Here is an 11,966-nt window from a genome sequence, read left to right on the forward strand (position 1 = left end):
GACCTTGTGAGGACGTTCATAACTGAGGTCGGCCGACTTCAGATGTGACATGCATCCGAACGACGTCCACGGAGGACCGCGACAGATACGGTCGGCAGCCAGAAGACCCGGTTCGCGATGGCGCACCGGCCAGGGCGTCGAATTCCGACGCAACCCGAATGAGCCGAAGCCATGAGACACCTCGAGTGGAAGTAGCGCGTGGCCGCAAGGACTCGTCTCGACCGATCGGCGGTGGCGGGTCGGTTACGGCGGCAGGATTGTTACCGCCGCTTGCCATCTGTCCCCATCCGGCTGTAGATCGGTGAGGTCGAAATCCAGCCCGCGCCCGAGCAAGAGTTCCTTTTCTTCTGGTGTGGCGGAAAGATCGCCGACGTAGAAGGCCGGGGTGCCGGGCGGTACGGCGATCGTCGCATCGACATTCCGGCCCTCTACGTTCTTCAGGCCGTTGACCCCGCCGGGGTACATCGAGGTGCTGACGAAGTCACGAAACGTGCCACGGTAACCGGGAGTCACCTCGGTGATGCCGCGGTCGGGAAACAGCCTGCCGGCCTGGATGGTCTTGGTGACCTGGACCCACTCATGAGTCGCCTGTAAACCCACGATCGCGTCGAGGCCCGCTGCCCGCTCCCGGACGCCCGGCCACAGGGGGATGCCTTCCCGTAGCAGATCGTTGATCAGAGTGCTGTCACCTCGGGTGTACTCCCAGAGCAACTGCCGCTGAGCGGGGTCGAGGCGATCGGCGACAGCGCCCCATGTTCGCGTTCCGTACGCATGCGCCTCTTCCGCATCGCGGAAGATTCTCGGCGTCACGGCGGTAGCCCCGGGAAGGTGTGTGCCCGGGATTCCGAGAGTGTCCACTGCGGCGAGAACTGATCGTGTGGCCGATTCGTCGCTGCCGGGTAGCGCACGATGCGCGTATTGCAGTGGATCGCCGATGATCTCGCGGATCCGCCGGGCGTCAGTAATTCCGAACCGTTGCACGTCATCGGCGAGTTGGGCGGCAAACCGGCGCATTGCTGCTGCCATCTCGCTGTACACGCTGCTCCTGCTGTTCGCACCCGCCGCCTGATTTTCTCGCAGACCCGGTGGGTGACGTCGGTGCCAGTATTGCAGGTGGCTTTCTGATCGTCGCACCTGATCAGTCCTGGGAGTGAGCCCATCCGGAACACTTCTGGCGATAGCCGGACGGCAGAGGTGAGCACTCACCCCACCTGGATTTCGACCCCCGATGACAGATCCTGCCCATGATGGTAGGCCGGAAGAGTTGCTCGCCGCCGGTATGTCGCGCCGGCCCGGACGGGATGTAAGCGCTACTCGATCGGTGGTTACCCCAGGTCCCGAGGCTTCCAGACGGTGCATCTTCCCGCCGACGGGGAGAACAACCCGCTGGTGAACCACCAAAATTTCACAACATGCCCAGAAAGGGACAGTGTCGGCACACAACACTTGGCCAACCATTCATGTTCTCGCCCGACGAGATTTTCGCAGGCGTGCCAAATTCACAGAGAACAGCGCTAGGGTGTCCGTCACGTGCGCGGTCATCGGTGACGGGTGCCGATGGTGAGCGCCTGCCCTCCGTCGCACGGTGGGATCGGAGCTGTTGATGCGCGACATCGTCGACGACCTGCTGCAGGTGTGGCGTTCGGGCCGGACCGGCGGGCTGGCCACCATCGTGCGCACGGGTGGCCAGGTGGACATTCCGGTGGGTACGGCGATTCTGGTGGATCCCGACGGCATGATCTACGGATCCATGGCGGCCACCGGGATCGAGGACACCGTCTACGAATCCACCCTGCAGTCGGCCCGGACCGGGCAGCGCGCTCTGCACCGGCTCCCGGTACCCGGCGGTGAGGGCGCGGTGATAGATGTGTTCACCGAACCGTTCTCCCGCGGACATTTTCCGGAATTCCCGACCATCGCCACCGAAATAGCCGAGCATCGGCGGGTCACGCTTTTCACCGTGGTGTGGAATCCGGAACCGGGAATGATCGGGCAGCATCTGATCACCGATAAAAGACACGCGACGGAACTGGTCTCGCTACCGCAGTCCGATATTTTCGTCGCCTCGTTCGCCCCGCCCCCGCTGCTGGTGGTGTTCGGCGCCAATACCGTCGCCGCGGCGCTTTCGACGCAGGCGCGGCTGCTCGGCTACCGGGTCGCCATCTGCGATCCGCGCCCCACGTTCGCGGTGCCGGAATCCTTCCCCGGCGCCGAGGTGGTCTGCGATTGGCCGCACCGCTATCTGAACGTGCTGGTCTCCGAGGGGGAGATCGATTCCTCCACCGGTATCGTGCTGGCCTCCCACGATCCGCAGTTCGAGATCCCGCTGCTGACGGTCGCGCTCCGACTACCCGAGATCGGCTACATCGGCGCGGTCGGCTCGCTGATATCCAGTGCGCGCCGCCTCGACGACCTGCGCGCGAGCGGGTTCGACGAGACGCAGCTGGCCCGGCTGCACTCCCCCGCCGGAATGGATATCGGCGCGGCCACGGCCGCCGAAACGGCTTTGGCGGTGATCGCGGAGATGGTGGCCGCGCGGAACGGGCGGCTGGGGCGGATCACCGTGCCGTTTCCGGCGGAGGCGGCGATCTGAGCGCAGCGCGCCCTCGCCCCGGGCCCGGCAGAGGGCGACCGAAATCACCCTCGCAATCCCGCCCCTCGATCTTGTGCCGTGCCGACTCTCGTGGACAGTGGTTCTCGTGATCCTCACCGTGACAATGAATCCCGCTTACGATGTGACCTACCGCGTCGAGAATTTCACCCGCGGGCAGGCCCACCGGGTTCGCTCGGTGGAGCAGCGCCTCGGGGGTAAGGGCATCAACGTCACCAGAGTGCTCAACCAATTGGGCCGTTATGCCCGTGCCACCGGTTTCGCCGATCACGCCTTCGCCGCGGCCGCCGAGGCCGAGATGCCGGTGGATTTCGTGCACGCGCTGCCGTGGGTCCGGCGCACCGTGGTGATCAGCGAATCCGATACCGGCACCGCGACCGCGTTGCGCGAACCGGGAGCGCGGATATCGAACCCGCACGCCTCCGAACAACTCGAGGTCCGCGTATCCGGCATGCTGACGCATATCTCGGGCCTGGTGATCGCCGGATCCCTACCGGACGGGATCGATCCCGGACTACCCGCCCGCATCGCTCGAACCGCCCTGGACGCGGGGGTGCCCACGGTCTGTGACCTGCACGGACCGGCGCTTCGGATGGCCGCACGGGTGCCCGGGGTGGTCCTGCTGCCCGGCCTCGACGAATACGAATCGCTCACCCACTGCCGCCCCGAAACCCCGGAGGCGCTGGTCACCGCGACCCGGCCGCTGGTGGATCGCGGGGTGGGCGCGGTGATCATCACCCGGGGAGCACAGGGCATGGTCGCGGTGACCCCGGACGGGTCCTGGGAGGCCCGGCTGCCGGAGCCACTGACCGGTAACCCGACCGGCGCGGGCGATCCGGTGACCGCAGCCGTGATCGCGGCCCTGGCCACCACGCAGACCCCGGATTGGCCGGCGATCCTGGTCGACGCGGTCGCCACCTCGGCCGCCTCGGTGGTCATCCCGGTGGCCGGTGAGATCGATCGGCGGCTGCGCGGTCATCTGGCCCCGACCGTGCTGATCTCCGAACTGGAGTCACCGGACCGGGAATCGGCCTGACCGCAAGCCCCGCGCCACCACCTATTTCAGGACATACGGGGAAACCGAACTCCGGTGTTCGCTGATATCGAGGGTTTTACCGAGCGGGGGGAAGGCGCGCTGGGGGCAGTTGGCGCGATCGCAGACCCGGCAGCCCGCGCCGATGGGGGTGGCGTTGGCCTCCCGCAGATCGATACCGTCGGCGTACACCACCCGCGCCGCGTGCCGGATCTCGCAACCCAACCCGATCGCGAAGGTTTTGCTCGGCTGCCCATACCGGGTCGCGCGGCGTTCCACGGTGCGTGCCACCCACAGATATTTCCGGCCATCGGGCATCTGCGCGATCTGCGTCATGATCTTGCCGGGATAGGCGAAGGTCTCGTACACATTCCACAGCGGGCAGGTACCGCCGCTGGAGGAGAAGTGGAAACCGGTGGCGGACTGCCGTTTCGACATGTTCCCGGCCCGGTCCACCCGGACGAACGAGAAGGGCACCCCGCGCAGTTCCGGCCGCTGCAAGGTGGACAGGCGGTGGCAGATGGTCTCGTAGCTCTGCGCGAAGAACGCCGATAACCGTTCGATGTCGTAGCGGAAGCCTTCGGCGACCTCGTGGAAGTAGGTGTAGGGCAGCACGGTGGCGGCGGCGAAATAGTTCGCCAGTCCGAGCATCGCGAGTCTGCGTGCGTCCGGGCCGGAGAAATTCCCCTCGTCCACCAGCTTCTCCAGCAGTTGCCCGCATTCGAAATAGGCCAGTTCGGCGGCCAGTTTGAACAGGCGCTGGCCGCCGGACAGATGCGGCGCGATCTCGAGCAGCTGGTTCTCCGGGTCGTACCGGTGCAGTACGCCCTCACCGAGATCGATACGTTCCATGATCCGCACGCCGTAGCTGCGCAGCACCTTGGGGATCTCGCTGTGCGCGTCACCGTTGTGGAAGCGGATACGGTTGGCCAGTTCCTCGGCCGCGGTGTCGAGCTCGTGGATATAGTTCTGCCGCTGATAGAAGTAGTCGCGTACTTCCTCGTGCGGTTTGCTGATGGTGGCGCTGCCCGAGCCGTCGGCGAATCGGTCCTCGGTGGCCGCGGCCAGCTGGGCGCTGGTGTTGCGGTAGCGATTGTGCATATTGACCAGGGCCCGGGCCATGCTCGGATGGGCCGACACCATCTCCGCGATCTCGCGGGCGTCGGCTTCGATACCGAGTTCCTGGTCCATCACCACTTCCTGCAGTTCGGCGATGAGCCGGGTGTCGTCCTGCGGGGAGAAGAAGGTGGCCTCGACGCCGAAGACCTCACTGATCCGCAACAGAACCGGCACGGTGAGCGGCCGGACATCGTGCTCGATCTGGTTGAGATAGCTGGCCGATATTTCCAGCTGCTGGGCCAGCGCCACCTGGCTGAGCCCGCGTTCGGTCCGCAGTTGCCGCAACCGGGCGCCGACATAAGTCTTGGCCATATGTCCAGCTTAGGGGTCGTTCGCACGATGCGATAAACGGGTTAGCAAGAATTTCGCTTCCGGGATCGGACTCCGACACGCCCGGGACGATCCCGCCGCGGCCGGTCCACGATCGAATCCAGCGCGTTCGGGACCCTCACCGGTGGGACCCTCACCGGTCCCCGTCCGGCTGCGCGATCTCGGCCAACGGCGAGGCCAGCGGCCAGCCGCCGGCGGCCAGATGCGAGGCCACCCGCGCGATGTCCTCCGGACCCGCCTGCTCCCGGGCGTGCCGGCTGACCGCCTCCTCGACCTCGGCGTGGGTGATCTCCCGGTCCCCCCGGTCGCGCACCAGTTGCTCGGCGACCAGCACCACCTCGTACTCGGTCAGGTCCCGGTGCAGGACAGCGAACAACGCCACATAATCCGATTGGGGCACACCTTGCGGGTACCCGGCCCGCAGCCACGCGAGCACCCGTGCCAGCAATCCCGACCGCTCCGGCGGCAACTCGTTCCCGGTGGTCATCACGCCTGCCCGAACAGATGGATACCGAGCCGGTCGGCCAGGAACGCCTTCGCGACGAACAGCACCGCGGCGACCACCACCACCAGCACGGCGATCAGGCAGAGGTACGCACCGGCCAGGGCGACCGGGTTCCGCCGTACCGTTCCGTCGGGCCCGGCCGACGCCGCCGCCGACCACCACCGCACCCCGAGCGCGAACACCATGGGCAACCCGGCGCCCAGCACGAGCGCCGCCAGAGTCACCTCCCCCAGCGAACGCAGATTGGTCAACACGGTTTCCATTACGCCTCCTCGGATGTCGACCCCGCGACCCGTGGCTGCTGCGCGGGCGAGGTATCCCCCGGCCCGAGGCCGGTGCCGGGGGGAGCGTTGACATTGCCGCTGGACACCTTGTCCCGCAACGAGCGCCGATAGATCACGGTAGCCAGCGCGATGAGCAACGTGAACACCACCAGCACCCCGGCCAGGCCGCCGATGTAGTAGGCGAGCGTCCAGCAGATGGCGCCGACGATGCCGGCGGCGGGCAGGGTCAGCAGCCAGGCCACGACCATCCGCCCCATCACCCCCCAGCGCACCTCCGCCCCCTTGCCGAGGCCGGTACCGAGGATCGCGCCGGTGACCGTCTGGGTCGTCGAGAGCGGCAGCCCGAAATGCGCGGAGGTCAGGATGATCGCCGCCGACGCCGATTCGGCCGCCAGCCCCTGCGGTGAATCGATATCGACGAGTTTCTTGCCGAGGGTGCGAATGATCCGCCAGCCGCCGAGGTAGGTGCCGGCCGCGATCGCGAACGCGCACGCGGCCATCACCCACAGCGGCATGGCCGAGTCCGGGGAGAGCTCGCCGTAGGCGATCAGGGCCAGGAAGATGACGCCCATCGTCTTCTGCGCGTCGTTGGTGCCGTGCGCCAACGACACCAGCGACGCCGACCCGACCTGGCCCCACCGGAACCCGGTGGTCACCTTGTCCGGGTCGGAGCCGCGGGTGATCCGGTACACCGACCAGGTCCCGATGGCGGAGACCAGGCCGGCGACGACGGGCGCGAGCAGCGCCGGGATCACGATCTTGTTGATCACCCCGCCCTCCGCGGAGATCCACACCACCCCGCTCCAGCCCAGCGCCGCCAGGGTCGCGCCGATCAATCCGCCGAACAGTGCGTGCGAGGAACTCGACGGCAGACCGAACAACCAGGTGAGCAGGTTCCAGAGGATGCCGCCGACCAATCCGGCGTAGACGATGAGCAGCAGGTCGTGCCCGGATACCGCGCCGAGCCGCACGATCCCCTCGGCCACTGTCGCCGCGACCGCCACCGACAGGAACGCGCCCACCAGGTTCAGGACCGCGGACAAGGTGACCGCGACCCTGGGGCGGAGCGCCCCGGTAGCTATCGAGGTCGCCATCGCGTTGGCCGTGTCGTGGAAACCGTTGGTGAAGTCGAAAGCCAGCGCCGTGACAATGACGACCAAGAGAATGAGCAGCTCAACTGTCACGCCCTGCATTGTGCGTCATACCCCGGCCGCCCTCTTCCGGCGGGATCGGCCGGTCGCCGAAAGATAGCGGTCACCTGCGTGTATCGAACGGCACACCGGCTCGGGCGTGGGCGGGCTCCGGTTCCGGCCGCACCATCGCACCCGCCGTGTCCCCCACCCGCCGCGCGACGATGCCCAGGCAGGCGCAGACCACGATCGCCACGCCCATCGGCACGCCGGTGGCGGGCCCGCCGAGACCGACCAGCGGGGAAACCACCGCGCCCAGCGCGAACTGCAGCGCGCCCATGAGCGCCGAGGCGGAACCGGCGGCATGGCGCGCCCGGCCGATCGCCAATGCGCTGGCGGTACCCATGACCGTCGGGGTGGCGGCCACCATCACGAAGAGGACGGGCAGCACCAGCGCCGCGGGCGCACCGGTGGCCAGCAATACGAGCAAGACGGTCGCGGCGGTCAGGATCACCAGCTGCCCGATCCGCAGGATCGGCGCCGGGCCGAACCGGCCGACGAGCCGGGAGACCACCACGCCGGCCGCCACCATTCCGGCGGCATTGGTGGCGAACACGATCGTGTAGGCCCGGTTGGACATGCCGAGCACGTTCTCGATCACGAACGGCGAAGCCGAGATATAGGACATCATCGCGGCGAATCCGAGCGCGAAGGCGAAGATGTACCCGAGATAGCCGCGCTCGGAGCCGATACCGCGCAGCGTACGGAGGGTCCCCCCGGCACCGGCGCGGTGTCGCTGCGCCGGTGGCAGCGATTCCGGCACCACGATCAGCGCGCCCAGGAACATCAGCACGAAGATCCCGCTCAGCACCCAGAATTCCGCCCGCCAGCCGGCGCTCACCAGCACGCCACCGAGCAGCGGTGCCACCACCGGCGCGATTCCGCCGATGGCGGAGAACAGGGTGAAGAGCCGGGCGGTGGCCGCTCCTTCGGTGCGGTCGGCGCCGACCGCACGACCGATGACCAGACCGGCGGAGGCGGTCAGCCCCTGCACGAAACGCATGGCGACGAGCAGCCAGATGGTGGGCGCCAGCGCACAGATCACGGTGACGACGACGGTGATCGCGGTGGCCACGACGAGTGGCCTGCGCCTGCCGTACCGATCGGAGAGCGGCCCGATGAGCAACTGACCCGCGGCGAGCCCGACGAGAAACGCCGTCAGCGTGAGCTGCACACTCGCCGCGCTGGTGTCCAGATCGGCGGCGAGGTCGGTGAACGCCGGCAGATACATGTCCACCGCGAACGGCGCCGCCGCCGAGAGCAGTGCCAGCACCACCAGCAGCAGCCCGGATACCCCGGGGCGCGTTCGGATCGGTAGCACGATGCCTCCTCCCAGATACTTATTTATACATACATAATCTATCATGACCGGGTGAGCAGCTACCCCTCCGATCTTCGTGCGCTGGACCACGCGCTGCGCGAGGTCGCGCGGGCGGTTCGCAAGGCCACCCCACGTCTCACCGGCGCCGAACCGCTCACCGACACCCAGTTCGAAGCGCTGCGAATCATCGTGCACAAACCCGGCGCCGCGGCGGGCGAACTGGCCGCGCTGGCCGGTATGCAGCCGAGCAATATGAGTGTGACACTGCGCCAACTGGGCGAATACGGCCTCATCGACCGCGAACCCGACCCGGCGGACCGCCGCTGCAGCCGGATCATGCCCACCGAAAAGGCCATCGCGCACGCCCGCGAGATGGAAGCGGTACGTACCCGGCTCGTCCTCGACGCCCTGGACACCCTGACTCCGGACGATCAGCAGAGTCTGACCGCGGCCATCGGCGGCCTGCGCGCCCTGGCCGACGCGCTCACCGGCGCGACACCGACGCGGACCACCCGCCCGCGCACCGGCTGACCGCCGCTACCGCCCGCACACCGGTACTACCCACCCGGTTTCCGGGCGGGTAGTACCGGTCGGATCAGAACGCCTCTTCGGGCATGCTCATGATGTCGGTGTCGATCGCCGCGAGGATCTCCTTGGTCGCGGTGAGGGTGGGCAACACGTTCTTCGCGAAGAAACTCGCCACCCCGACCTTGCCCGTGTAGAACGGCCGATCGCGCTCGTCCGCCGTGGCCAATGCCGCCGTGGCGACCTCCGCCTGCACCAGCAGCCGCCAGCCGATCAGCAGATCGCCCACCGCCAGCAGGAACCGCACCGAGCCGAGACCCACCTTGTACAGCTCGGTGGGTTCGGACTGCGCGGCCACGACATAGCCGGTCAGCGACCCCGCCATCGCCTGGACATCCGCCAGCGCGGTGCGCAGCAGGGCCCGCTCGGTGTCCAGCCGGCCGGTGGGCGCATCCAGGAAAGCGGTGATCTGGCCGAAGATCTGCCCCGCCGCGGCGCCCTTGTCCCGGATGATCTTGCGGAAGAAGAAGTCCTGCGCCTGGATGGCGGTGGTGCCCTCGTACAGCGAGTCGATCTTCGCGTCACGGATGTACTGCTCGATCGGGTAGTCCTGGAGATAGCCCGAACCGCCCAGGGTCTGCAGCGATTCGGTCAGGTACTGATAGGCCCGCTCGGAGCCGACACCCTTGACGATGGGCAGCAGGAAATCGTCTATCCGGTGCGCCGTTTCGGCATCCACCCCGGAAACCAGTTGCGCCACATCGGCATCCTGGTGGATCGCGGTGTAGAGGTAGACCGCGCGCATACCCTCGGCATAGGCCTTCTGCATCGCGAGACTGCGCCGAACATCGGGATGCCGGGTGATCGGGACCCGGGGCGCGGTCTTGTCGGTCATCCGGGTCAGGTCGGCGCCCTGCACCCGCTCCTTCGCGTAGGCGAGCGCGTTCAGGTAGCCGGTGGACAGGGTCCCGCTGGATTTGACGCCGACCATCATGCGCGCGTTTTCGATGACCTTGAACATCTGGGCGATCCCGTTGTGGCTGTCGCCGACCAGCCAGCCCACGGCGGGCTTCGCGCCGCCGAAGGTGAGTTCACAGGTGGGCGAGGACTTCAGGCCCATCTTGTGTTCGACACCCGTCACGTACACGCCGTTGCGCTCGCCCAGTTCCAGGGTCTGCGGATCGAACAGGAATTTCGGCACGTAGAACAGGGACAGGCCCTTGGTGCCCGGCCCCGCGCCCTCGGGCCGCGCCAGCACCAGGTGGAAGACGTTTTCCGCGGTGTCGCCGACATCGGCGCCGGAGATGAAACGTTTGACGCCCTCGATATGCCAGGTGCCGTCGGGCTGTTCGACCGCTTTGGCCCGGCCCGCACCCACATCCGAACCCGCGTCGGGCTCGGTGAGCACCATGGTGCCCTGCCAGTGCCGATCGAAACCGGCGGCGGCCCAATGCTTCTGCTGGTCGGTGCCGATTCCGAACAGGACCTGCGCCATCACCGCACCCATATCGAAGAACACCGCGGCCGGGTTGGCGCAGGTGATCATCTCGCTCACCGCCCAGCACAGCGCGGCGGGAGCGGGCATCCCGCCCATCTCCTCGGGTTTACCGAGGCGGTTCCAGCCGGCGTCCCGGACGGCATGGACGGTCTTGGCCAACGGTTCCGGGACGGTGACCGAGTGGGTGTCCGGGACGAACTCCACCGGATCCCGGTCGGCGGCCGCGAAGGATTCCGCCACCGGTCCTTCGGCCAGGCGTTTCACCTCCGCCAGGATCTCTCGCGCGGTATCGGTGTCCAGGTCCCCGTACGCGCCGGCGTCGAGAATTTTGCCCAATTCGAACACCTCGAAGAGGTTGAATTCGATATCACGCAGATTCGCCTGGTAGTGACCCACGGCTGTCCTCCTGGTCGGTACGGTCGGCGGCCGGGCCGACCGCCTGGTTACAGGCTTTTTGACATCGTACGAACTGAAGGGTGCCGGACCAGGCGCCGGGTACGCAACCGTAGCCTCACGGGCCCGGCCCAAGTCCGCCGGCAGTGTCCGGGACGGCGCGTTATCGCCTCAACAACCCGGCTGCAACGGCCAGCACTCCACCGGGCCCGCGGGCGTGGGTACGGCCGGCGCGACGGTGGTGCTGGGGGCCGCCGGTTCGGCGGCGGGACCGTCGGCGAGCAGGGAACCGGCGATCGCGCCCAGCACTATCAATACGCCCAGCACCGCGACCCCCAGCACCGCCCAGCCGATGATGTCCTGGGTGGGGCCGGAATCCGGGCGGCGCCAGCCGGGCCGCTCGCGCGGTTTCCGCGGCGGCTCCGGCAGTTTGTCCTCGAAGCCGGCGGCGATCAATTCGGCGCGATCCGGCGCCCAGCCGGTGAGCGCCCGGGTGGCCGCGCAGACCCGGCCCAGCGTCCAGCGGGGCGACCCGGGGGCGAAATTCTCCAGGAAGATCCGCAGTTCGGTGGATTCGACCGCGTTCCCGACCACCACATCCAGTCCCGGCCGCAGAGTTTCCCGGCCCGGCCGCAGTACCACGCCCCGCATGGGGACCAGCACCACCGCCCCGCACAGCTGTCCGGGATCGTAGGTGGCGCGTTCGAAGGTCAGCTCGACCTCCCGCACCGCGCTCTCCAACTGCCGAATCGGATTCGCGCCGAATTCCAGTTCCAGATCCGCGGCGGCCGCGCCCACCTGCCACGGCCGGTCCTGGGAAACCGTGAGCACACCGCTCTGCCGCCTACGGAACCCGACCACCTCGATCACGAGAACACCCTGGGGTGTCCAGATCACCGCCCCGATCTGCCGGGTCCCGCGCTGGGTGCCGATCCGCAGGTCGACGATGGCAAGGCCGGTCGTCGGCAACTGCCGCAGGCACTCCACGAATTCCTTTTCGGCCGCGGATAGTTCCGCCCGATCGTCGACCTTCACCAGCATCGTGCTCTACCTCTGCCGCGTGTCGTTGCCCCTCATGCCACCACCGACCCCCATGTCGATCATGACCCGCCAGTCCCTTTCGTACCACTCATATGACCTGCGGCTCAGGCGAATCG

Annotated in this window: 11 protein-coding genes; 3 read left to right on the forward strand and 8 right to left on the reverse strand. The window is 67.7% G+C overall.

The genetic code is table 11. From position 1 onward, the window contains the following. Nucleotides 1–243: 243 nt before the first annotated feature. Nucleotides 244–1,038, reverse strand: coding sequence for an ADP-ribosyltransferase (locus tag NF4_RS37000; protein ID WP_198165504.1), 795 nt, complete (start codon nucleotides 1,036–1,038; stop codon nucleotides 244–246). A gap of 565 nt (nucleotides 1,039–1,603) precedes the next feature. Between NF4_RS37000 and NF4_RS27795 the strand changes: the two genes are divergently transcribed. Then, nucleotides 1,604–2,593: an XdhC family protein gene (locus NF4_RS27795; protein WP_063130401.1), complete on the forward strand. Its 990-nt coding sequence runs from the start codon at nucleotides 1,604–1,606 to the stop codon at nucleotides 2,591–2,593. 106 nt (nucleotides 2,594–2,699) lie between these two features. Then, nucleotides 2,700–3,647: a hexose kinase gene (locus NF4_RS27800; RefSeq protein WP_063814740.1), complete on the forward strand. Its 948-nt coding sequence runs from the start codon at nucleotides 2,700–2,702 to the stop codon at nucleotides 3,645–3,647. 21 nt (nucleotides 3,648–3,668) lie between these two features. Here NF4_RS27800 and ramB read toward each other — a convergent pair whose 3' ends face one another. The 5 genes from ramB to NF4_RS27825 all read right to left on the reverse strand — a co-directional run bounded on the left by ramB (nucleotide 3,669) and on the right by NF4_RS27825 (nucleotide 8,393). Continuing rightward, complete coding sequence (gene ramB, locus NF4_RS27805; RefSeq protein ID WP_030524624.1) at nucleotides 3,669–5,075, reverse strand: acetate metabolism transcriptional regulator RamB; 1,407 nt, start codon at nucleotides 5,073–5,075, stop codon at nucleotides 3,669–3,671. Nucleotides 5,076–5,226: 151 nt separating this feature from the next. After that, entirely contained in the window at nucleotides 5,227–5,580 is a 354-nt protein-coding gene (locus NF4_RS27810; protein ID WP_063130354.1) for a DUF3349 domain-containing protein, read from the reverse strand. Further along, nucleotides 5,580–5,861: a hypothetical protein gene (locus NF4_RS27815; RefSeq protein ID WP_063130355.1), complete on the reverse strand. Its 282-nt coding sequence runs from the start codon at nucleotides 5,859–5,861 to the stop codon at nucleotides 5,580–5,582. Before NF4_RS27815 ends, NF4_RS27810 begins: the two co-directional genes overlap by 1 nt. Beyond that, nucleotides 5,861–7,066: an inorganic phosphate transporter gene (locus NF4_RS27820; RefSeq protein WP_063130403.1), complete on the reverse strand. Its 1,206-nt coding sequence runs from the start codon at nucleotides 7,064–7,066 to the stop codon at nucleotides 5,861–5,863. Before NF4_RS27820 ends, NF4_RS27815 begins: the two co-directional genes overlap by 1 nt. 70 nt (nucleotides 7,067–7,136) lie before the next feature. Then, nucleotides 7,137–8,393, reverse strand: a complete 1,257-nt coding sequence (locus tag NF4_RS27825; RefSeq protein WP_232330677.1) for a multidrug effflux MFS transporter — start codon at nucleotides 8,391–8,393, stop codon at nucleotides 7,137–7,139. Between the two features lie 51 nt (nucleotides 8,394–8,444). Between NF4_RS27825 and NF4_RS27830 the strand changes: the two genes are divergently transcribed. Further along, nucleotides 8,445–8,924 (forward strand): MarR family winged helix-turn-helix transcriptional regulator, encoded by a 480-nt coding sequence (locus NF4_RS27830; RefSeq protein WP_063130356.1) that lies wholly within the window; start codon nucleotides 8,445–8,447, stop codon nucleotides 8,922–8,924. A 64-nt stretch (nucleotides 8,925–8,988) separates the two neighbouring features. On the opposite strand, the gene NF4_RS27835 is transcribed toward NF4_RS27830, so the two are convergent. Both NF4_RS27835 and NF4_RS27840 read right to left on the reverse strand, forming a co-directional pair. Further along, nucleotides 8,989–10,812 carry an acyl-CoA dehydrogenase gene (locus NF4_RS27835; protein WP_063130357.1) on the reverse strand — a complete coding sequence of 608 codons (1,824 nt, stop codon included), beginning with the start codon at nucleotides 10,810–10,812 and terminating at the stop codon, nucleotides 8,989–8,991. Nucleotides 10,813–10,980: 168 nt separating this feature from the next. Then, a complete protein-coding gene (locus NF4_RS27840) occupies nucleotides 10,981–11,850 on the reverse strand; it encodes a nuclease-related domain-containing protein (RefSeq protein ID WP_063130358.1) in 870 nt (289 codons plus the stop codon). Between the last annotated feature and the right edge of the window lie 116 nt (nucleotides 11,851–11,966).

It is taken from the genome of Nocardia fusca NBRC 14340 (genome assembly GCF_001618425.1).
Taxonomy (GTDB): Bacteria; Actinomycetota; Actinomycetes; order Mycobacteriales; family Mycobacteriaceae; genus Nocardia; species Nocardia fusca.

What these genes read in the sequence shown, in the direction of transcription:
- NF4_RS27795 (WP_063130401.1), top strand. Translation starts at nt 1,604, where the DNA reads ATGCGCGACATCGTCGACGACCTGCTGCAGGTGTGGCGTTCGGGCCGG.
- ramB (WP_030524624.1), bottom strand. Translation starts at nt 5,075, where the DNA reads ATGGCCAAGACTTATGTCGGCGCCCGGTTGCGGCAACTGCGGACCGAA.
- NF4_RS27810 (WP_063130354.1), bottom strand. Translation starts at nt 5,580, where the DNA reads ATGACCACCGGGAACGAGTTGCCGCCGGAGCGGTCGGGATTGCTGGCA.
- NF4_RS27815 (WP_063130355.1), bottom strand. Translation starts at nt 5,861, where the DNA reads ATGGAAACCGTGTTGACCAATCTGCGTTCGCTGGGGGAGGTGACTCTG.
- NF4_RS27840 (WP_063130358.1), bottom strand. Translation starts at nt 11,850, where the DNA reads ATGCTGGTGAAGGTCGACGATCGGGCGGAACTATCCGCGGCCGAAAAG.